Source organism: Methylobacterium aquaticum (assembly GCF_016804325.1).
Lineage (GTDB): Bacteria > Pseudomonadota > Alphaproteobacteria > Rhizobiales > Beijerinckiaceae > Methylobacterium > Methylobacterium aquaticum_C.
This window is the reverse complement of sequence record NZ_CP043627.1, coordinates 1,489,139-1,510,040: the sequence shown is the minus strand read 5'-3', so window position 1 is coordinate 1,510,040 and position 20,902 is coordinate 1,489,139. Positions and strand designations below refer to the sequence as shown.

Below are 20,902 nucleotides of genomic sequence, written 5' to 3'. Positions count from 1 at the left end.
CCGGAGTTCCCGCATGAGCAGCCCCCTCCTGTTCCAGCCCCTGCGCCTCGACGGCCTGGAGCTGGAGAACCGCATCGTCATCGCACCGATGTGCCAGTATTCGGCCCGCGACGGTGCGGCGACCGACTGGCACATGATGCATCTCGGCCAGCTCGCGATGTCGGGTGCCGGGCTCCTGACGCTGGAGGCCACGGCGGTGTCGCCGGAGGCGCGGATCACGTACGGCGATCTCGGCCTGTGGGACGACGGGACCGAGCGGGCGCTGGCCCGTGTCCTCGACGCGGTCCGGGACTATGCGCCGGTGCCGGTCTGCATCCAGATCGCCCATGCCGGCCGCAAGGCGTCGAGCGAGCCGCCGTGGCACGGCGGCCATCAGGTGGCGCCGGATTCGCCCCGCGGCTGGCTCACCGAGGCGCCCTCGGCACTCGCCCATGCCGACGGCGAGGTCGCGCCCCGGGCGCTGGACCGCGAGGACATGAAGCGCATCCGCGACGGGTTCGCGGCCACCGCCCGCCGGGCCGTGCGCCTCGGCATCGAGGCGGCGGAGATCCACGCGGCGCATGGCTACCTGCTGCACCAGTTCCTCTCGCCGCTCGCCAACCAGCGCAGCGACGCCTATGGCGGCAGCCTCGAGAACCGGATGCGCTTCCCCCTGGAAGTGTTCGAGGCGGTGCGCGAGGTCTTTCCCGCCGGCAGCCCGGTCTGGGCCCGGGTCTCGGCGACGGACTGGGTCGAGGACGGCTGGGAGGTCGAGCAGACCATCGCTTTCGCGGAGGCCCTGAAGGCGCGGGGCGCGGCCGCCATCCACGTCTCCACCGGCGGCGTCTCGCCCCGGCAGACAATTGCGATCGGGCCGGGCTACCAGGTGCCCTTCGCCGAGCGGGTGCGGGCGGCGACCGATCTCGTCACCATCGCGGTCGGCCTCATCACCGAACCCCGTCAGGCCGAGGCGATCCTGGCCGAGGGCAGGGCCGACGCGGTCTCCCTCGCCCGCGCCATGCTGTACGATCCGCGCTGGCCCTGGCACGCCGCCGCCGAACTCGGTGCCCGGGTCCGCGCCCCGAAGCAGTACTGGCGCTCGCAGCCGCACCACTTGAAGGACCTGTTCAAGGAAGCGAGCTTCGGCCAGCGCTGACCACGGCCGGACCGATACAATCTTAGTTTGATCGGTTCGGCTTCGGTTCCGGCTCGGCGGTTTCGCGGTGGCGGCTCGGCCGGGCGCCGGAGGGTGTCTGGCGCCAGGAGGCTGGCCGCCGCCCAGGGACTCGGGTCCCTCGGCGTTGCAGCGCTCGCAGAGGCGACGGACCCAGCGCTCGCTGCAGGCCGTGGCCGCCGCAGCGACAGCCAAGCTGTGGCCTTTGGCCAGAAGTCAGATCGCCTGGATTTGACGCGGCAGGCCGTGAAGCGATTCTCCAATTCCGACACGCTTGAATGTGCGGCCAAGCCAGGCATTGGCAGCTTTGCGTGACAGACGGCGCGCGTTCTGGACTCGGAAAACCGCCGTCTATTCAATGCTGAGAGACTGTTTGAGCAGAACTTCTACCCAAGAATTGAGGCGGGCGGGATCATCCTACCCGCTAACCTCATCCTGAGGTGCGAACGAAGTGAGCCTCGAAGGAGGGCTCCAGGGATCGCAGAGGCTTCTGGAGCCCTCCTTCGAGGTCAGTCGATCTGCGATCGCGTGCGATCTCTGATCGCCAACACCTCAGGATGAGGTGGAAGGGTAGGATATCTCCTAATTCTTCTCGGTTCTTGTCAAATCACTCTGCTCGAACAGGCTCTGAGGCTAACCGCTAAGCTGGCTCGATCAGCCGGAGACCGTATTGCGGCCGGGGAATCGCAGAAAGGAGTGGAGGCGGATCGCGCGCGGCGTGTCCGGCCCCATCACCGTGGAGGCGCGGTCGGATGACATCGAGCCTCCAGGCCGGACTTCAAGGCAGGCGCCGCCACGATGGGATTCTGGGACAAGAGATTGGGACGCAGCGGCGTTTCCCGGGTGCAGCATCCATGTTTGAACTAACGCCGTCGCCCACTTGCACCGGCACACGGACCATGTCGACGAGACGCTTCTCCCCGATCCCCGCCTGGCTGCGCCGCCGCGGCTTCTCCCCGCGCGTGAAGCTGGCGATCGCCTCCGCCGTCGAACGCACGACCCTCCGGCGCGGCGCCCCGGAACCGGAGAGCCGCTGCCAGATCATTCCGTTCCCCCTCCGCCCGGTGCCCGTCCGCGCCGAGGCCACCGGCGACGCCCGGATCCTCCAAGTCGGCGCCTGAGACACCGGCGCCCGAGACATCGGCGCCTGAGACGCCGCACGGATCAGCCCGCATCCTGCACCGCGTCCGGGCGCTCGATCGGGGCGACGAAGCGGCCGAGCGACAGGCCGAGCCGCTTCGTGACGACCGGGCGCACGGCCTGCCAGGCGCGCGGACCCATCGCCAGCTTGGCGCGCTGGAGCCACCACAGGCGCGTGCGGCGGACCGCCGGGCTGATGCCGGCGGCCTGCGCCATCATGGCCCGCGCGCCGACCACATCGCCCTGGTCGAAGGGCTGGCTGGCATGGCGCACCGCCGCCATGGCGAGCCCCAGCCGCATCGGCGCCTCCATGTCGGCGAAAGCCGCCGCCTCGGGGTAACCGAACACGGTGTCGAACATCAGCCTGCGCTGGTCGATGTCGCGCAGCATCTGCTCGTAGTAATACGACGACATGTTGCTGCCGTGCTGGCGCCAGACGCCCTGCGGCCGGTCGATCCGGGCGACGGAGCCGTGCAGGGCCAGCCGCAGCCACATCTCCTGGTCGCCCGAATGGGTCAGCTCCGCCCGGTAGCCGCCGACGCGTTGCTGGATCGCGGTGCGGACCACCGCGGTCGAGGTGTGGACCGGGTTGATGAAGCGGTTGAGCGCGAAGAACCGGCGGGCGTCGTAGATCGTGTGCGCGGCGTCGAGGTCGGCGGACGGCATCTCCGGCCGGGGCTTTCCCTCCTCGACGCTGAGATAGGGGCCGTAGACCAGGCTCACCTCCGGGTGCGCTTGCATCAGCTGCGCGGCCCGGGCGAGGGCGCCGGGCGTGACGAAGTCGTCGGCGGAGAGCAGCAGCAGGCACTCGGCCCGCGCCCAGGCCAGGCCCTCGTTGTAGGTGGCGATGTGGCCGCGATTGGTCGCGTGCCGGACGTACTCGACACGGGAATCGGCCTTTCGCAGGGCCTCGGCCACCGCGGGCGTGTGGTCGGGCGACGCGTCGTCGAGGATGAGGACGCGGACGTCGCATCCCTCGGTCGCCAGGACGCTGCCGACGCTCTCGGCGAGGAAATCCGCGTAGCGATAGCAGGGAATGATGACGTCGACGCTCGGCATGTCCGCCCCTTCGGCCTGTCCGACCCGGCTGGCGGGCCCCGGTTGCACGTCCCGGCGGCTCCCTGTCCCGGAAGGCCGGTGCGATGCCGGGACCACGCCTCGCGGTCCTGCACGCAGGACGCGATCAGACCATGGCTGGGGGGCGGGGCAACCTTGTCAGGTCGAAGGTCGCGGACCGACTTTCGGGGAGGCAGGCCTACGCCGATCGGTCGCCCGCTCCGACACGACGGGGCGCGACGGGTGGGGTGACGCGGCCCCGCCCGCTCAGCGGCCCGGATGCACGAACAGGTCGTCGAACTCGCCCGGCTCGTAATGCCGGCCGGTGATGTCGGTGATCACGATCCACTCGTGGCCATCCGCCGCGAGTTCGTCGGCCTTCTCAAGGGCCGCCTCCGGCGAGGTACGCTGATACGAGAGGTGCCCGTCCGGGGTATGGGCCGTCACGACGAGATGCATGGCTCTCCTTGTCTGCTCGAAGAGTCATTCTACAGGAACATGACTGGCGGGGCGAGTCGGGTGAAGATGCACCCTCGCGCGGCACGCCGCTCGATGGCCGCGGCGGCGCTCGGCAGGCTTGCGTTGGCAGGCCAACGCTTCCCCCGCTCAGGATCCTGTTCCGGCACAGATTTTTCGCGCCGACCCGGTAACCACCTCGGCGACATCCGCGCAGGGCCGAGCTTCCTGCCCCGTCGTCACGGAGCGGCCTCGTTCCGGCGCTAGCACGGCTTGCGTCGCCGCTGTTCTGGAGGCCAAAAGATGCCCGTCCTCTTCGCCGCAGCCTCGTGCCTCGCCCTCGGGATCGCCCTGGTGGTGTTCCTCGGCATGAGCGTCTAGCGCAGGTCACGATCGCCGGGCGATCGTGACCTGCGCCAGGCCCTTGATTTCGCGGCATTTTCTTCGGTGAGCCGGAATGCGCTCCGTCGGACGATGCTCCGGTCTCAAAGCAGCGCGCGTGCCGCCTGCGCGACCTGGCGGATCGCGGTGTCGACCTCGCCGGCGGAGCCGGTGATCCGCTCCATGTTCCGGCGCACCGAGGCGACGCTCCGGGCAGCCTCCTGCATGTTGGCCGACATGTCGCGGGTCACCGCGGCCTGCTGGACGATGGCGCTCGACACCCCGACCGAGATCTCGCTGACATGGCCGATCGCCGCGACGATGCCCTGAAGCGCCGCGACCGCCTCGGCGGTCGCGGCCTGCACGGCGTCGATCTGCGTGCCGATCTCCTGGGTCGCCCGGGTCGACTGGCCAGCCAGCGCCTTGACCTCGGCGGCCACCACCGCGAAGCCGCGGCCCGCCGCTCCCGCCCGGGCCGCCTCGATGGTGGCATTGAGCGCCAGAAGGTTGGTCTGGTCGGCGATCGAGGAGATGAGCGAGGCCGCCTCGCCGATCCGGTCGGCCGCCCGGGTCAGACTCGCCACGATGCCGCCGGCCTCCTGGGCCTTGCGCACAGCCGCGTCGGAGGCGGTGCGGGCATCCTCGGCATGGCGGCCGAGCTCGGCGATGGAGGTGGCGAATTCCTCGGCCCCGGCCGCCACCGCCTCGACGTTGCCGGAGGTCCCGGCCGTCTGGCCGGTGGTGGCCCGGGCTTGGTCCGTGACCTGCGAGACCGCCACCGTGATCGCCGCGATATCGGCCTCGATCGCCCGCTGGCCCGCGCTCCGGCGCTGGCGGTCGAGCACCGTCCCGGTGATGTCGGTGGCGAACTTCACCACGGCGCAGGGTTTGCCGTCGGGGTCGAGCACCGGGTTGTAGGCGCCGAAGATCCACACCTCCCGACCGCCCTTGGCCACGCGGCGGAACTCGCCGGCCTGGTGGCGCCCGGCGGCCAGGTCCCGCCAGAACGCCGCGTATGCGGCGCTCGACCGCTCGGCCTCGGCGACGAAGAGGCTGTGGTGACGGCCCACCACCTCGTCGCGGGTGCGGCCCATCAGATCGAGGAAGATGTCGTTGGCCGCCGTGGCGGTCCCGTCGAGGGTGAAGTGGATCACCGCCTGCGACCGGTCGAGCGCCGCGATCTGGCCGGCCAGGTAGGCGTCGTGCTCCTTGCGGGCGCTGATGTCGGAGGCGAGCTTCACGATCCGGACGACGCGGCCGCGCCGGTCGAGCACCGGGTTGTAGGAGGCCTGGATCCAGATCGACCGGCCGTCCTTCGCGATGCGGCGAAACTCCCGGGTCTCGCACCGGCCCTCGCGCAGCCCGTGCCAGAAGGCCGCGTAGTCCGGCCCGTCCCGTTCGGCCGGCGACACCAGCAGGCCGTGATGCCGGCCCTCGAGCTCGGCCAGGGTGTAGCCGGTCAGGCCGAGGAAGCGGGCATTGGCGTCGAGGATCGTTCCGGTGGGATCGAACTCGATCCGGCCCTGCGACCGGTCGACGGCCGCGAGCAGCGCAGCGTGGCGCGAGGGGAGGAAGGACACGGCGGAGGCCTCTGCATCACCTGCCGAGGAGACTGCGCCGCGGATGTTATTGAACGATGAATGAAAAATAACCCGATCGATGAATCCCATGGAATAACAATCGGAAACCTGCCGCGTTACAAAACGTCGTCATGGCAGGTTCGTGCGTGTCGAGCCCGAATAAATATGATCTACTCCATCAGATCCACGCAGACTGCAGGGACTGACTGAAGTCGGGAACGACGTCGTGGGCGACGAGCCGCAGCGGAATCGACCGGCAAACGGGCGATCCATGCCCGGATGCGACCTGACGCCATGTCTTGCCTGATGCCATGTCTTGCCCGATGCCATATCTTGAGTGCCCGTCCGGGCGGATGCAGCCGCGATGGCCGAGTGGGCGAAACGGCCGCGCAAGACAGTTCTGCCGCCGGATCGAAAAGGCGAGGCCGCCATCGGGACGCGGCGGCTCGATGCCGGGCATCCGTTCTTGGGCCGATGTCGCGAATGCGGTGACCGGTCTTGCGACGAGCAATCTGCGGCAAAAAAACCTCATGGGAGGAAGCACCGGCTTGCCGGTGCAAGCCTGCCCGGGCCGGGTGCCGGTCCCGGCCGGTTCCCGGTGCAGGACGGGCCGGCTTCAGCCGGCTCCCGGCCTCACCCCTTGCGCTGTCCCTTCATGTAGCTGGTGATCGCCGCCTGGCAGTCCGGGGAGAGCTTGGCCTTGTTCTGGCGGAAGCAGGCCTGCACCTCGGGCCCGTCCGGCGCGAAGTTGCCGCAATAGGTCAGGTAATCGCCGGTGCAGTGCTGCTTGAGCACCGCGCGGTCGGCCATGACGGGCTGGGCCAGGGCGGCGCCGGTGGTCAGAACGAAGATCAGGGTGGAGCGCAGGAGCACGACGTCTCTCCGAAGGAACGGATGGGAGGGCGGGGCCTGACCGGGTCGGCGAGATCCTGCCCGTCACGGCCCACCGCAGGGAATGTCCAGGCCGTGCGCGGTTCTAGCAGCCTGAGGGCCACGGGCAAGCTTCCGCTGCGGAAAGGCCGAGATGACCGGCCGAGCGGAAGCCGCAACCGGCGCGGGAGCACCGGTCCTCGACTGCCGCTCGAACGGATCGATCCATCCGGCCCCGGCGCACCTCCAAGACGAGGCGGCGCCGGGACTGGACGGATCGAGCGTCTTTCTGGGCGAAGACTATGTCCGCAAGATTGCGTCCGGAGGCGGCACCCGCCTCGTCGCGAGGCGCGAGGCCGGACGGGGCCGCGAGAGGTGACCGTCCGGTTTCCGCCCGATCGCGTCGCGATGCAAAAGCCGTATCAGAGGCGGCTGAGGCGAACGCGGGCGACGCCCGACATGCCGATCGCCCGGGCGGAGGCCTGCGACAGGTCGATCACCCGGCCGCCGACGAAGGGGCCGCGGTCGTTGATGCGCACGACGACCGAGCGGCCGTTGGTCGTGTTGGTGACCCGGACCCGGCTGCCGAAGGGGAGGCGGCGATGCGCCGCCGTGAAGGCGTGCGTGTTGAAGCGCTCGCCATTTGCAGTGCGCCGGCCCTGAAATCCGGGGCCGTACCAGGAGGCACGGCCGGACTGGGCTTCGGCGGGCGTGCTGGCTTGTATCGTCACTCCGACGGCGCCCGCTGCTGCGAGGCCGATGATCGCCAGCTTTGCCTTCGAAACCATTTCGCATTCCCGTTCTTGTTGCTTGACGGGGCGCAACATAAAGCAGAACGGGGCGACATTATGGAACAGTGAAAATCAAGATATTCTATCGTATACTCAGGTCCGATGATGGCATGGATTGTTGCGGTTTACATCGGTTAACTGTTTTCGCAAGGAAGACCCGCGGCGGCTGGAGCGGCGCCCCGTGCCACGGTGCGGCCAAGGTTGGCTCGGCCGGCCGTCACGGGGTGCGCCCCGCCTCCCGCAGGGCGATGCGGATCAGGTCCGCGAGGGTGCGGGCGCCGAGCTTGCGGCGCAGCTGCGTGCAGGCATTGGCGATGGTCTTGTAGCTGAGGCTCAGCTCCTCGGCGATCGCGCCGTGCGAGCGGCCGGCGCCGAGACGGGCCAGGATCTGCCGCTCGCGCGGGGTGAGGGGCGGCATCGTGGGCGTGTCGCGCCGCAGGCGGTCGACTTCCGCGGCGAGCGACGGCGCGACGTAGGTGCCGCCATCCCGCACCCGCTCGAAGGCGAGGTGCAGCTCCGACGAGGCGGTGTCCTTGAGCACGTAGCCGGCCGCCCCGCTCTCGAGGGCGCGGGCGGCGATCTCGGGATCGTCGTGCATGCTGAAGACCAGGATGCGGGTGCCCGGCGCCACCGCGCGGATCCGGCGGATCAGCGCGAGACCGCTCAAGGACGCGCCCTGGAAGGTGAGGTCCGCCACGACGAGGTCGGGGCGGTGGCGGCGGAAGCGCCGGTAGCCGGCGGCGATGCCGGTGGCCTCGTGCACGGTGCCGACGCCGGCATCCTCCAGCACCCGGCGGCAGCCCTGCAGCACGATCGGATGGTCGTCGACGACGAGCACGTCCATGGCGTCCTCACTCCAGATAGGCCCGCGGCGCCGCCGCGGGCCCTGTCAGATCAGTTGGTCGGCTCGCCGGCCGCCACCTTGGCGGTCCAGTCGTCGAAGGCGACGATCGTCTGGCGCTGCTCGCCCAGGGATTCGATCCCCAAGGTGACGACGTCGCCGGCCTTGAGGAAGCGGGCCGGCTTCATGCCCATGCCGACGCCGGGCGGCGTGCCGGTGGTGATGACGTCGCCGGGCTCGAGCAGCATGAAGTGCGACAGGTAGGAGACGATCTGCCGGCAATCGAAGATCATCGTGCGGGTCGAGCCGGTCTGCATCCGCTCGCCGTTCACGTCGAGCCACATGCCGAGGTTCTGCACGTCGGCGATCTCGTCCGGGGTGACGAGCCAGGGGCCGAGGGGGCCGAAGGTCGGGCAGCCCTTGCCCTTGGTCCAGGTGCCGCCGCGCTCGAGCTGGAACTCGCGCTCCGACACGTCGTGGCAGACGCAGTAGCCCGCGACGTAATCCAGCGCCTCGTTGGCGTGGACATAAGAGGCGCGCTTGCCGATCACGATGGCGAGCTCGACCTCCCAGTCGGTCTTGGCCGAGCCCTTGGGCAGGATCACGTCGTCGGTCGGGCCGACGATGCAGGACGGCGCCTTGTTGAACAGGATCGGCTCGGCGGGAATCGGCGAGCCGGTCTCGGCGGCGTGGTCGGCATAGTTGAGGCCGATGGCGATGAAGTTGCGCACGTGGCCGACGCAAGGCCCGAGCCGCGTGCCGGCCGGCACCTCCGGCAGGGTCGCCGGATCGATCGCCCGGAGGTTCGCCAGGGTGTCGGCGGCGAGGGTGGGGCCGGCAATGTCGCGGATCACGCCCGACAGGTCGCGGATCGTGCCGTTCCCGTCGACGAGGCCCGGCTTCTCCGCCCCGCTCTCGCCCCAGCGCACAAGCTTCATTGGTCGTCTCCGAGAAAGGTCCTTGCGGGCCGGGACATTGGCGCCGGCGCCGGCCGGCCGCAACCCGGGTGGAGCGTCCGAGAGGGCGTTGCGCCCGTTGCAGTTTCGTCACATCTGTGGCGAAACCGTGCCGACGGGGTGAGCGAGGCGGGCCGAAGATCGTCTTCCGTCTGCATCGTGGAGTGCGATCTATATTTTCATGACATGAAGAAATGCTTGATGACTGCATGAATCATCGATTCTCATCGATAATTCGGCACACCGACTTGACCATGCGGAAGCCCGCGACCGGGATTGCCTGCCTGCTGCCCGCCGTCGCATCATTCCGCCCAAGCTGTGGGCGTCCAGGGAAGCCACGCGGCACGGAAATCTTGGGGTTCGGGGTAACGTCATGACGGGTTCGAGGAGGGCGGCGCTGCTCGCCGGCGCATCGATGCTGCTACTGGCCGGCGCGACCGGCGCGGCGCAGGCGGGGGCGTTCGGCCTGCGCGAGCAGAGCGCCCAGGCGATGGGGCTGGCCTTCGCGGGTGCCGCCGCCGGCTCCGGCGGCCTGTCGTCGATGTTCTGGAACCCGGCCGTGGTCACGATGAAGCCGGGCTGGAACTCGGACTTCAACGCCACCCTGGTGATGCCCCAGGCCACCATCACGCCCACCACCGGCACCTTCCCGCCGCTGATCGGCCTCGGCGATTCGGGCGATATCGGCCAGGCGGCGGTGCTGCCGGCGACCTACTCGAACTACCAGCTCAGCGACCGGCTGTTCATCGGCCTGTCCGGCGCGGCGCCGTTCGGCCTCATCACCAAGCCGAACTCGGTCTGGGCCGGCCAGACCTACAGCCGCTCGTCGAAGGTCTTCTCGCTCAACTTCAACCCGGTGATCGGCTACAAGGTGAACGACTGGCTGTCGATCGCCGCCGGCCCGGTGCTCGAATACTTCAAGCTGACCCTGCGCCAGGCCACCGGCATCACCCCCGGCGCGAACACGGCCTTCGTCAAGGGCGACGACTGGGGCTGGGGCTTCACCGCCGGTGTCGTGGCGCGGCTCTCCGAGCGCACCACTCTCGGCGTCGGCTACCGCTCCTCGATCCACCACCAGCTCGAAGGCTCGGCCTTCGGCATCGGCCAGATCCGCGCGAGCCTGAACACCCCCGAGAAGGTCTCGGTCGGCCTGACCCAGGCGATCACCCAGGACTTCCGCCTGAATTTCGGCTTCGAGTGGGACAACTGGACCCGGCTCGGCTCGCCGGCGATCGTCTCGCTGGCGCTCGGCCGGCCGGTGACGGCCCTGCCGCTGAACTACAAGAACGGGTTCTACTACTCGGTCGGCGCCGAGTACGACTTCACCCCGCAATGGACCGGCCGCCTCGGCTTCGCCTACGAGCAGTCGCCGATCGACCTCTCGAACCGCTCGACCCGCCTGCCCGACGGCGACCGCTACTTCGCCTCGGTCGGCGCGAGCTACCGCTACAGCGAGAAGATCCAGTTCGACGTCTCCTACCAGCACCTGTTCTCGGTCGGCGGCCGCAACCGGATCGCGATCGTGCCGGGCGAGCCGCTCTACACCCCGCCGCTCGCCCTGCTGGGCAACGTGGAGGCCAGCGCCGACATCGTCTCGGTCGGCCTGAAGTACCGCTGGGACAACCCGCCGGCTCCGGCGCCGATCCCGGTTCCGCTGGTGCGCAAGTACTGAGAGCCTGTTCGAGCAGAATGAATTGAAAAAAACTGAGAGGAATCAGGAGATATCCTACCCTTTTACCTCATCCTGAGGTGGAAGGATGGGATATTCCATGATCCCTTTCAGCTTTGATCAGACCGATCCGCTCAAACAGACTCTGAGGAGCTCCCTTCGAGGGGCAACGGACTGTTCCTTTAGAGCGCTCCACGATTGCCTCGCCAATCGTGGAGCGCTCTCAGTCTTTGTGCGCGCTGCATTATCTGCGCCGAACCGGGATGCGCTTCGTCGGAAGACGCTCTGGATGGCGTTTCCTCGCTGCACGTTATTCCGGGGCACGCGACGCACTCGGAATGACGTTGCGCACGGATTTCCCAATGCCGAGCGGTCCGGCAGCGTCGTCGGCACCCGACGGGCGACCATGACGACCCTCCCGCCGACCCCCATCCCCGACAATCGCAAGCTCGTCACCAACGAAACCGCCAAGCTGTTCGCGAACAATCTCCACCGGGCATCGACCGCGTGTTTCACGGTCGGTGCAGCCACGCCTATGATCGGCTGGCTCTTCGGAGCGAGTGGACTGAACCAGGTGCCGTAACGGCTTCCGGGATTTCCCCGTTTCCGTGGTCCTTGCTCACTTTGCGGGGATGGCGGTGGACTGACCCAGGCCGATGATGGGTTGACCCACCTTCCCCATCGCCGGTGGCCTGGACACGCCCCCGAGCTCGTGGATGGTCTTGGCGATGTGGTCGGCGCGCTTGGCGAGCGCCTTTGTCGGCCCGGTCCCGATGCAGGTACCGGGAGGGAGGGTGGCTCGGGTTCCACCCTGAAAAAGAACCGTCGCGATGCGCAACGCGACGGTTGGCGGATCATTCTGCGCCCGAGCCACCCTCGCGCGATCTTCGATTCCCCCTACCCCTTGCCCATACGGGAGAGGGGATTCTGCGTCCGATTCGACGGTGGCCCCGGATAGCCCTGCCGCAGAGAGGGGGAGGGTGGCGTGTCGGATCCCCGAGACCAACGGCAAGGGGCCCGCAGGGGGGCCCTCGCTCATCTCGGGGATCCCGTTCAGTGCGACAGGATCCGCGACAGGAAGGTCTGGGCGCGCTCGCTCCGGGGTGAGCCGAAGAACTCCTCCTTCTGCGCGTCCTCGACGATCTCGCCCTTGTCCATGAAGATTACCCGGTGGGCGACCTTGCGGGCAAAGCCCATCTCGTGGGTCACCACCATCATGGTCATGCCCTCGCGGGCCAATTCGACCATCACGTCCAGCACCTCGCCGACCATCTCGGGATCGAGCGCCGAGGTCGGCTCGTCGAACAGCATCACGATCGGGTTCATGGCGAGCGCCCGGGCGATCGCCACGCGCTGCTGCTGGCCGCCGGAGAGCTGGCCCGGGAACTTGTGGGCATGGGCCTTGAGGCCGACCCGCTCCAGCAGCGCCAGGCCCTTGGCCTGCGCCTCGTCCTTGCTCCGCCCGAGCACCTTGCGCTGGGCGAGGCTCAGGTTGTCGGTGATCGACAGGTGCGGAAACAGCTCGAAATGCTGGAACACCATGCCGACCCGCGAGCGGAGCTTGGGCAGGTTGGTCTTCTTGTCGGCGATCCGGGTGCCGTCGACGGTGATCTGGCCCTTCTGGAACGGCTCGAGGGCGTTGACGCACTTGATGAGCGTCGACTTGCCGGAGCCCGAGGGACCGCAGACCACCACCACCTCGCCCTTGGTGACGGAGGTGGTGCAGTTCGTCAGCACCTGGAAGTCGCCGTACCACTTCGAGACGTTGTCGATGGCGATCATCGGCCCGGTGGTGGCCGCCACCGGGGGCTGCCCGGTGAGCAGGGAGCCGACGGGGCCGGTGCCCGGCGCCGCGTCGGACGCGGCCTGCGGCTCCGAGACGGGGCTGACGGGCGGCATCGCGGAGGAGGTCATGGCGCGGATCCTATCGGATGATGGCGACCCGGCGCTGCAGTCGGCGCACCAGGAGCGAGGCGATGAAGCAGACGGCAAAGTAGACGACGGCCGCGAACAGGTACATCTCGACCAGGCGCCCGTCGCGCTGGGCGATCTTGGAGGCGGCGCCGAGGAAGTCGGTGATCGACAGGACGTAGACCAGCGAGGTGTCCTGGAACAGCACGATGGTCTGGGTCAGCAGCACCGGCAGCATGTTGCGGAAGGCCTGGGGCAGGATGACGTTGCCCATCGACTGCCAGTAGGTGAGGCCGAGCGCCGAGGCCGCCGCACCCTGTCCCTTCGGGATCGACTGGATGCCCGCCCGCATGATCTCGGAGAAATAGGCCGCCTCGAACAGCGTGAAGGTGATGAGCGAGGACGAGAAGGCGCCGACCTGGATCGGCCGCTCGGATCCGGTGACCCACTGCCCGATATACGGCACCAGGAAGTAGAACCAGAAGATCACCAGCACCAGCGGCAGCGAGCGCATGAAGTTGACGTAGACCTTGGCGATCTGCGGCAGCACCGGCAGGCCCGAGAGCCGCATCATGGCGATCAGCGTGCCGAGGATCACGCCGCCGACCGCGGCGAGCGCGGTCAGGGTCAGCGTGAAGACCATCCCGTCGAGGAACAGGTAGCGCCACGAATTCAGGATGACGCCGAAATCGAAATTCGAGAACATCGCGAGGACCCTGCCCGAAGCGTTGAAGGATCAGCGGCCCGGCACCGCGACGCGGCGCTCGATCACGCCGGCCACGGTCACCACCAGCAGGTTGATGACGATGTAGATCAGGGTCGCCGCCGTGAAGGCCTCGAACACCTGGAACGAGAATTCCTGCATCGCGCGGGCTCGCGCAGTCAGCTCCAGGAGGCCGATGGTCAGCGCCACCGACGTGTTCTTCAGGTTGTTGAGGAACTCGGAGGTGAGCGGCGGCAGGATGATGCGGTAGGCGTTGGGCAGCAGCACGTAGCGGTAGGTCTGGGCGGTGGTGAGCCCGAGCGCCGTGCCGGCCATGCGCTGGCCCCGCGGCAGGGCCTGGATGCCGGCCCGCACCTGCTCGGCGACGCGCGAGGCGGTGAAGAAGCCGAGGCACACCACGGCGGTGTAGAACGGCGCGTTCGGCAACTGCTTGAGCCAGGTGCCCCAGGATTCCGGCAGCACCTCCGGCAGCACGAAGTACCAGAGGAACATCTGCACGAGGAGCGGGATGTTGCGGAACAGTTCGACATAGGCGTTGCCGACCGCTTGCGCCCCGCGGCTCGGCAGGGTGCGCAGCACGCCGACGACCGAGCCGATGGCGAAGGCGATGACCCAGGCGCAGAGCGCCGTGAGGATCGTCCACATCAGGCCCGACAGCAGCATGTCGGCATAGGTGCCGTTCCCCTCGGGCGACGCCTCGAAGAAGATGCCCCAGTTCCAGTTGTAGTTCATGCCCTGTCTTCCGGGTCCGCTCGGTTCTCGGGGAGGCTTTGTGTCGGCGTCCGATGGTATACGGTTTTCCGGCCCGGGCGAGGCCGGACGCGGACGAGGCACAGGGAAAAGTGCCGAGGGGCGGACCGTCGATGGGCGCCACCCTGCCGCAGCAAGGGCGGCGCCCGGTCTCTAGATCAGTAGGCGGCCGGGTCCGGGCTGTCGCTCGGCTTGGCGAAGGCGTGCTGCAGCGCCTCGCTCATCGGCAGGTTCAGGTTGATGTCCCGCGGCGGGATCGGCTTCATGAACCACTTGTCGTAGGTGACCTTGCTCTCCGGGCTCTTGTAGAAGGCGGCGGTGGCGGCGTCCGCGACCTTCTTGAACGGCGCATCGTCCTTGCGCAGCATGATGCCGTAGGGCTCGGGCTTCGACAGGGCGTCGGTCGAGATCGCGTAGGCGGTCGGCTCCTTGGACGAGGCGGCGAGCGAGGCGAGCAGCACGTCGTCCATCACGAAGGCGGCGGCGCGGCCGGTCTCGACCATCAGGAACGCCTCGGCGTGGTCCTTGGCCGGCAGGATCGTGATGCCGAGCTTCTTGTCGGCGTTGTACTCGTTGATCTGCTTGATGTTCGTGGTGCCGGAGGTCGAGACGACGGTCTTGCCCTTCAGGTCCTCGAACTTCGTCAGGCCGCTCGACTTCTTGGCGATGAAGCGGTTGGCGGTGAGGAAGTGGGTGTTGGTGAAGGCGACCTGCTTCTGCCGCTCGACGTTGTTGGTGGTCGAGCCGCATTCGAGGTCGACGGTGCCGTTGGCGATCAGCGGGATGCGCGTCGCCGAGGTCACCGGGTTCAGCTTGACCTCGAGCTTGTCGAGCTTCAGCTCGGACTTCACCGCGTCGACGATCTTGTAGCAGATGTCCATCGCGAAGCCGACCGGCTTCTGGTTGTTGTCGAGGTAGGAGAACGGCACCGAGGAATCGCGGTAGGCCAGCGTGATCTGCCCGGTCTCCTTGATCTTCTTCAGCGTCCCGGTCAGATCCTGGGCCGAAGCGGTCCCGGCGGAGGCCGCCAGACCGGCGAGCAGGACGGGAAGCAGGCTTCTCAAACGCATTCGTGCTCTCCTATTGGGCATCGACCTAGTCCGCCACGGCGATCATCACGTCAAGGGTTAGGCTCGGGGCCGGCGCAGCCGCCGGGTGGGGCATTCTGCGCAAGACCTGACAAACCGAGGGCCGTGCCCGGCCCGCCCCTGGCAAGGCGCGGGCCAGTCGGCGCCGTTGCAGGCTGCCCCTGGCGGGACACCCGCCTCGCGGCGGAGCTGTTGCGCCCTGGCCGTGCCCGCGCGAAGGTGTTCTCGCCGGTGGCCGCCAAGCGTGCCCGGCACCCGTGACGCCCTCGCGACGACGGACCGACGAGACCGATGCAGATCGCCACGCCCTACCTGATGTTCCTCGGCGACGTGCCCGACAAGCTCGCCGCCAAGACCGCCTACGGCATCGTCGACTGGCGGCCCGAATGGTGCGTCGGGCAGTTGCGCCTGCCCGGTTGCGCCGCCGATCTCGGCATCCCGGACCTGACGATCGCGGAGGGCGTCGCCAAGGGCGCCCGCACGCTGATCGTCGGCGTGGTCAATGCCGGCGGCGTTCTGCCCGAGCACTGGATCGCCACTATCGTCCAGGCGATCGAGGCCGGGCTCGACGTGGCGAGCGGGCTCCACACCCGCCTCGGCTCGGTGCCGGCGATCGCCGAGGCCGCGTCGCGTCACGGCCGCCAGCTCCACGACGTGCGCCATTCCGACGAGCGCTTCGACACCGGCAAGGGAATCCGGCGGCCGGGCCGGCGGCTCTTGACCGTCGGCACCGACTGTTCGGTGGGCAAGAAGTACACCGTGCTGGCGCTGGAGAAGGGCATGCGGGCCCGCGGCCTCGATGCCGATTTCCGCGCCACCGGCCAGACCGGGGTGTTCATCTCCGGCCGCGGCGTCGCCATCGACGCGGTGGTGGCCGACTTCATCTCCGGCGCCGTCGAGTGGATCGCGCCCGCCGCCGATCCGCACCACTGGGACCTGATCGAGGGCCAGGGCTCGCTGTTCCATCCGAGCTTCGCCGGCGTCAGCCTCGGCCTGCTGCACGGCGCGCAAGCCGACGCCTTCGTGGTCTGCCACGAGCCGACCCGCACGACGATGCGCGGGGTCAAGCACGCCCTGCCGAGCATTCGCGAGGTGATCGATCTCACCGTGCAGCTCGGCCGCCTGACCAACCCGGAGATCCGGGCGACCGGCATCGCCATCAACACCCAGGCCCTGGAGGAAGGGGAGGCGAGGGCGCTCCTGGATAAACTTGCCGCCGAGCACGGCCTGCCGGCGACCGATCCGGTGCGGTTCGGCGTCGAGGGGCTGGTCGACCGGCTGATGGCGGAGTTCCCGGCGTGATCCGGCTCGCGACCACCATTGAGCGCTGGCCGATCGCCGGCCGCTTCACCATCTCCCGCGGCAGCCGGACCGAGGCCGTGGTGGTGACCGCCGAGGTCAGCGACGGCACCGTCACCGGCCGCGGCGAATGCGTACCCTATGCCCGCTACGGCGAGACCGTGGAGGGCGTACGCGACTTGATCGCCCGGCAGGAAGAGGCGCTGGCCGCCGGCCTGACCCGGCAGGACCTCGCCGGCCGGATGCCGGCGGGGGCGGCCCGCAACGCCCTCGACTGCGCCCTGTGGGACCTCGAGGCCAAGCGCTCGGGCACGCCCGCCCACGTGCTGGCCGGCATCCCGGCGCCGGTCCCGGTGACGACCTGCTACACGCTGAGCCTCGGCACCCCGGAGGAGATGGCGGCGGCGGCCCACATGGCGGCGTCCCGGCCGCTCCTGAAGGTGAAGCTCGGCGGGGCGGGCGATCCGGAGCGGATCGCCGCGGTGCGCCGGGGTGCGCCGAATTCACGGCTCGTTGTCGATGCCAACGAGGCGTGGTCGGCCGAGACGATGGCCGCCAACCTCGCGGCCTGCGCGGCGGCCGGCGTCGAGCTGATCGAGCAGCCCCTGCCGGCGGGCGACGACGGGCTGCTCGCGCGGATCGCGCGCCCGATCCCGATCTGCGCCGACGAGAGCCTGCACGGCGACGTCGACCTCGATGCCCTCAAGGATCGCTACGACGCGATCAACATCAAGCTCGACAAGGCCGGCGGGCTGACCGAGGCCCTGCGCCTCGCGCAGGACGCGAAGGCGCACGGCCTGTCGATCATGGTCGGCTGCATGCTCGGCACCTCGCTCGCCATGGCGCCGGCGATGCTGCTCTCGGGCTACGCCGACTTCGTCGATCTCGACGGCCCGCTGCTGCTCGCCCGCGACCGCGACCCCGGATTGAGGTTCGAGGGCAGCCTGGTCCATCCGCCGGAGCCGGCGCTCTGGGGATGACGGATTGGGGGATGAGTCGTTTTTCGGCCTGATCGGGGCGCCCGACCGAGCCCGGCGCGCTTGCGCCGGGCCGGCAAAGGATGCTCTCTGGCCGTCAGGGACCGGGCACGTGTCCCGCATCCGGGAGAGACGACAACGCCATGATCCTGGTCAGCGTGATGTATCCGGGCGGCGCCGACGCGCTGCCCTTCGACCTCGACTACTACCTCAAGCACCACATGCCCCTGGTGCGCGAGCGCTGGACCTCGATGGGCCTGGAGAAGGTCGAGGTCGTCAAGGCGAGTGGCACGCCGGACGGCAGCCCGGCCCCGTTCCAGGTGATGGCGCTCCTCACCTTCCGCTCGCTCGACGACTTCCAGAAGGCGGGCGCGGCCCACGGCAAGGAGATCTTCGGGGACATCCCGAACTTCTTCAAGGGCCAGCCGGTGGTGCAGATCAACGAGCCGCAGAGCTTCTGAGGTTCGAGGGGACCATCCGGTCGCGACACGACCGGATGGTCCCCCGCCCTTCGGCCCTGCCGCATCGTCTTCGCCGAACCGGCCTCCACGTCGTCGGAAAATCCTTCAGTCATGATCGACATCGTCAAGGTCCTGCGCGAGCAGCACCCGGATCTCGGCCCCTACGTGCTGGCGCTCCGCGAGCGGTCCGGGCTCATCGCGCCGGACGATCCCGACGCCCTCGCGCAGGAGGTGCAGGACTGGGCCGCCACCGAGGCGCCGAGCACCGCCTATAGCCGCCGCAGCGTGACCTACGTGCTGTTCCCGGGCCTGCCGGAGGAGACCCGCACCCTCGGCGTCGTCGCCTTCGGCACGGCGACGGATCTCGCCCGCTTCGCCACCCGCTGGACCTGATCCGTTCACCGGATGGGCTTTACCTGCCTCGCGCGGCGACGTCGCGCGAGGGCGGAGGATCGGCGCCCAGGCGGGCGCTCAGGGTCAATCCGAGATCGATGCAGAGCACCAGCAGGATGCCGGCGAGCAGCGCGATGACCGCCACCTGGCCGCGCGGGCTGAACCCGCCGACCACGATCGCTCGCGCCGCCGCCGGGGGCGGGGGAAGCGGGATGTCGTCGGGCTCCGGGACGGCCTCAGCCTCCGGCGCCGCCGCGATCGGGGCGAACCGGGGCCGGTAGCTGCCCACCGGGACGGTGACGCGGATCTCGAGGCCTGCCGGGTGCTGGGCATAGGTGTCGTCCAGCACCCGCCGCAGGCGGCCCGCCTCGACCCGCACGCTCGGGTCCAGGCTCGCGTCGAAATCGGGGCCGCGGCCCAGCGCCTGGGTGGCGATGGTATAGGCCTTGACGGTCGCGCCGCGCCCGGCCAACTCCTCCTCGACCACGAAGCGCAGGAAGCGCGCGAGCTTCGGCGAGCGCTGGAACGGCGGCGTGCGCAGCAGGGCCTCCAGGGTCTCGACCACGCGGTCGGCCGGTATCGCCTCCTCGGTCTCGGCCATCCCACCGCCTTCCCGACCCGGCCGAAGATCCGCTCCGGCCCCTCGTATCCCGCTGCGCAAGGCAGCCGGACCCCCAACACTCCGGCTGAGTATAGAGGCGGAAGGGTAAGATGTTAGTCCTTGTGGAGCGTCTAAGAGTCCGACGCTGGGGATAGGTGGCCTTGGCGATCGCCCGTCCGGACGGATGCCGAGGGCGCTCACGCGCCGCCGGGCGGGTGCGGCACGATGAAGAGCGGGTCGCGGGCCTCGTCGCGCATCAGCCGCGGTTGGCGATCGTCGCCATTCGGAGCGCCGAGCGGATCGGCGTGCGCAGACCGTGCGCCCGCGATGGCGCCGAGGCGCTGGTCGTCGCCACTCGGGTTGGATTCAGCCCCGGTCGGATTGCCGCGACAGCGGGCCGTCCCCCTCGAATGCCCCCCGATGGCATTCTCAGCCCGCAACGATCCAAGCCCGAACAAGCGATTCGACCCGCCTTCGGCTTGTGCCGGCGTCAGCCCCGCGGCTCGGTTGCGGCGCGGGCGGACTGGGCCATGCGAATCAGGTCCCGCGCGGTGAGTTCGTGGTGCTCGGGCGGCTCGGATTCGCCCGGCCGAAGCGTGGCATCGCGGGCCAGGACCGTGCGTTGCGTGCGCCGGGTGAACCCGGCCCGCCATGCTTGCGCCAACGCTATCATGGGTGCCCCCTCCCGTGATCGTCCAATAAAGGCTAACAAACCTTCACCGTGCGATAAAGTCTTGACAGGAGGATTGTTGCTTCTGCGGTCTTCGCCAGGGGCGCCCCGCAGCCCGCCAAGCGCTTGCTGCTGCCGCGTTATTGGCAGGATGGCGGTACGGCGCGAGTCGCAAGAATTCTGTCCTCGCCTATGCTGGCCCTGGCGCAGCGGGCGAATCGGCGGCCGAATCAGCGTGTGTCCTCGCGCAGGAGCTCGGTGTTGATGGCGAAGGCCGCCATCGCTCCCTCGGCGGCGGCCACGATCGCGAGCTGGACCCGGCGCGACGCGTCACCCGCGACGTAGAGTCCCGGTACGTTCGTTTCCTCGTAGTCGCCGGTCGGCACCGTGCCCTTGCGCGACACATCGCAGCCGAGCCGCTCGACGAGCGGGGAGGGGATGCAGGGCCCGGTGGTGAAGAACAGGGCGGCACATTCGAGCGCCGTGCCGTCCCGCAGGCGGACCCGCGCGAAGCGCCCGTCCTCGCCTTCGAGCCGGGCGACCGGGCGCTCCTCGATCCGGATGCCGTTCCGGGCGAGCCGGTCCCGCTCGGGATCGTCGAGGCCGCAGGGACCGTCGGTGAACAGGGTCAGATCGCGGCTCCAGGCGGTGAGTTCGAGAGCCAGGCCCTTGGCCGCCTCGCCCGGGCCATAGACCGCGAGCGGCCGGTCGCCGTTCTCGTAGCCGTCGCAATAGGGGCAATGATGGACGCCGTGGCCCCAGAATTCCGAGAACCCCTCGATGGCCGGCAGGTCGGTGCGCAGGCCGGTGGCGAGGATCAGCCGTCGGGCATCGGCCCGGCGCTGGTCCTCCATCACCACCCGGAAGCCGTCGGGCCTGCGCACCGCATCGACGGCCCGGCCGTCCCAGATCTCGACCGTGTCGTAGGCGGCGAGCTCCCGGCGTCCCTCGTCGCGGAGGTCGCCCGGCGGGCGGCCGTCGCGGCCGAGGAAGCCGTGCATCCGCGGCGTCACCGCGTTGCGCGGGTGGCCTGAATCGATCAGCAGCACCCGGCGCCGGCAGCGCCCGAGGATGAGCGCCGCCGACAGGCCCGCCGGTCCGCCGCCCACGATGATCACGTCCCGCATGTCGCCGT

Annotated in this window: 22 protein-coding genes; 8 read left to right on the top strand and 14 right to left on the bottom strand. The window is 69.2% G+C overall.

Annotated elements, in window-relative coordinates; all coding sequences use genetic code 11:
- Positions 1-13 precede the first annotated feature (13 nt).
- Together F1D61_RS06655 and F1D61_RS06650 are read left to right on the top strand one after the other, a co-directional pair.
- Positions 14-1,135, top strand: coding sequence for an NADH:flavin oxidoreductase/NADH oxidase (locus F1D61_RS06655; protein WP_203157017.1), 1,122 nt, complete (start codon positions 14-16; stop codon positions 1,133-1,135).
- Positions 1,136-2,052: 917 nt separating this feature from the next.
- Entirely contained in the window at positions 2,053-2,274 is a 222-nt protein-coding gene (locus F1D61_RS06650) for a hypothetical protein (protein WP_203157016.1), read from the top strand.
- A 43-nt stretch (positions 2,275-2,317) separates the two neighbouring features.
- On the opposite strand, the gene F1D61_RS06645 is transcribed toward F1D61_RS06650, so the two are convergent.
- The 8 genes from F1D61_RS06645 to F1D61_RS06610 form a co-directional block, all read right to left on the bottom strand.
- Positions 2,318-3,352 carry a glycosyltransferase family 2 protein gene (locus F1D61_RS06645; protein ID WP_203157015.1) on the bottom strand — a complete coding sequence of 345 codons (1,035 nt, stop codon included), beginning with the start codon at positions 3,350-3,352 and terminating at the stop codon, positions 2,318-2,320.
- Positions 3,353-3,616: 264 nt separating this feature from the next.
- Positions 3,617-3,808 carry a hypothetical protein gene (locus F1D61_RS06640; protein ID WP_203157014.1) on the bottom strand — a complete coding sequence of 64 codons (192 nt, stop codon included), beginning with the start codon at positions 3,806-3,808 and terminating at the stop codon, positions 3,617-3,619.
- A 482-nt stretch (positions 3,809-4,290) separates the two neighbouring features.
- Positions 4,291-5,766, bottom strand: coding sequence for a methyl-accepting chemotaxis protein (locus F1D61_RS06635; protein WP_246775757.1), 1,476 nt, complete (start codon positions 5,764-5,766; stop codon positions 4,291-4,293).
- 178 nt (positions 5,767-5,944) lie between these two features.
- Positions 5,945-6,226, bottom strand: a complete 282-nt coding sequence (locus tag F1D61_RS06630; protein WP_203157012.1) for a hypothetical protein — start codon at positions 6,224-6,226, stop codon at positions 5,945-5,947.
- 173 nt (positions 6,227-6,399) lie between these two features.
- Entirely contained in the window at positions 6,400-6,639 is a 240-nt protein-coding gene (locus F1D61_RS06625) for a hypothetical protein (RefSeq protein ID WP_203157011.1), read from the bottom strand.
- Positions 6,640-7,058: 419 nt separating this feature from the next.
- Positions 7,059-7,424, bottom strand: coding sequence for a septal ring lytic transglycosylase RlpA family protein (locus F1D61_RS06620; protein WP_203157010.1), 366 nt, complete (start codon positions 7,422-7,424; stop codon positions 7,059-7,061).
- A 220-nt stretch (positions 7,425-7,644) separates the two neighbouring features.
- The gene (locus tag F1D61_RS06615) at positions 7,645-8,271 is read right to left on the bottom strand and encodes a response regulator (protein WP_203157009.1); all 627 of its coding nucleotides are present in this window, start codon (positions 8,269-8,271) and stop codon (positions 7,645-7,647) included.
- A 50-nt stretch (positions 8,272-8,321) separates the two neighbouring features.
- The gene (locus F1D61_RS06610; RefSeq protein WP_203157008.1) at positions 8,322-9,206 is read right to left on the bottom strand and encodes a fumarylacetoacetate hydrolase family protein; all 885 of its coding nucleotides are present in this window, start codon (positions 9,204-9,206) and stop codon (positions 8,322-8,324) included.
- Between the two features lie 391 nt (positions 9,207-9,597).
- Between F1D61_RS06610 and F1D61_RS06605 the strand changes: the two genes are divergently transcribed.
- Together F1D61_RS06605 and F1D61_RS06600 are read left to right on the top strand one after the other, a co-directional pair.
- Positions 9,598-10,896 carry an OmpP1/FadL family transporter gene (locus tag F1D61_RS06605; protein ID WP_203157007.1) on the top strand — a complete coding sequence of 433 codons (1,299 nt, stop codon included), beginning with the start codon at positions 9,598-9,600 and terminating at the stop codon, positions 10,894-10,896.
- Positions 10,897-11,299: 403 nt separating this feature from the next.
- Complete coding sequence (locus tag F1D61_RS06600) at positions 11,300-11,476, top strand: hypothetical protein (protein ID WP_203157006.1); 177 nt, start codon at positions 11,300-11,302, stop codon at positions 11,474-11,476.
- A gap of 470 nt (positions 11,477-11,946) precedes the next feature.
- Here the strand turns inward: F1D61_RS06600 and F1D61_RS06595 are convergent, their stop codons facing one another.
- From F1D61_RS06595 to F1D61_RS06580, 4 genes are all read right to left on the bottom strand, one after another.
- Positions 11,947-12,675, bottom strand: coding sequence for an amino acid ABC transporter ATP-binding protein (locus F1D61_RS06595; RefSeq protein ID WP_203158952.1), 729 nt, complete (start codon positions 12,673-12,675; stop codon positions 11,947-11,949).
- A 142-nt stretch (positions 12,676-12,817) separates the two neighbouring features.
- Positions 12,818-13,510: an amino acid ABC transporter permease gene (locus F1D61_RS06590; protein WP_203157005.1), complete on the bottom strand. Its 693-nt coding sequence runs from the start codon at positions 13,508-13,510 to the stop codon at positions 12,818-12,820.
- A gap of 30 nt (positions 13,511-13,540) precedes the next feature.
- The gene (locus tag F1D61_RS06585; protein ID WP_203157004.1) at positions 13,541-14,260 is read right to left on the bottom strand and encodes an amino acid ABC transporter permease; all 720 of its coding nucleotides are present in this window, start codon (positions 14,258-14,260) and stop codon (positions 13,541-13,543) included.
- Between the two features lie 176 nt (positions 14,261-14,436).
- Positions 14,437-15,348: an amino acid ABC transporter substrate-binding protein gene (locus tag F1D61_RS06580; RefSeq protein WP_203157003.1), complete on the bottom strand. Its 912-nt coding sequence runs from the start codon at positions 15,346-15,348 to the stop codon at positions 14,437-14,439.
- 309 nt (positions 15,349-15,657) lie between these two features.
- On the opposite strand from F1D61_RS06580, the gene dgcN reads away from it, so the two are divergent.
- From dgcN to F1D61_RS06560, 4 genes are all read left to right on the top strand, one after another.
- The gene (gene dgcN / locus F1D61_RS06575; protein ID WP_203157002.1) at positions 15,658-16,668 is read left to right on the top strand and encodes an N-acetyltransferase DgcN; all 1,011 of its coding nucleotides are present in this window, start codon (positions 15,658-15,660) and stop codon (positions 16,666-16,668) included.
- Positions 16,665-17,645, top strand: coding sequence for an N-acetyl-D-Glu racemase DgcA (gene dgcA, locus F1D61_RS06570; RefSeq protein WP_203157001.1), 981 nt, complete (start codon positions 16,665-16,667; stop codon positions 17,643-17,645). The genes dgcN and dgcA overlap by 4 nt, the downstream gene beginning before the upstream one ends.
- 140 nt (positions 17,646-17,785) lie before the next feature.
- A complete protein-coding gene (locus tag F1D61_RS06565) occupies positions 17,786-18,103 on the top strand; it encodes an EthD family reductase (RefSeq protein ID WP_203157000.1) in 318 nt (105 codons plus the stop codon).
- 111 nt (positions 18,104-18,214) lie between these two features.
- Complete coding sequence (locus F1D61_RS06560; protein ID WP_203156999.1) at positions 18,215-18,496, top strand: hypothetical protein; 282 nt, start codon at positions 18,215-18,217, stop codon at positions 18,494-18,496.
- Between the two features lie 19 nt (positions 18,497-18,515).
- Here F1D61_RS06560 and F1D61_RS06555 read toward each other — a convergent pair whose 3' ends face one another.
- Together F1D61_RS06555 and F1D61_RS06550 are read right to left on the bottom strand one after the other, a co-directional pair.
- Positions 18,516-19,097 carry a hypothetical protein gene (locus F1D61_RS06555; protein ID WP_203156998.1) on the bottom strand — a complete coding sequence of 194 codons (582 nt, stop codon included), beginning with the start codon at positions 19,095-19,097 and terminating at the stop codon, positions 18,516-18,518.
- Between the two features lie 900 nt (positions 19,098-19,997).
- Positions 19,998-20,894, bottom strand: a complete 897-nt coding sequence (locus F1D61_RS06550) for an NAD(P)/FAD-dependent oxidoreductase (RefSeq protein ID WP_203156997.1) — start codon at positions 20,892-20,894, stop codon at positions 19,998-20,000.
- Positions 20,895-20,902: the final 8 nt, after the last annotated feature.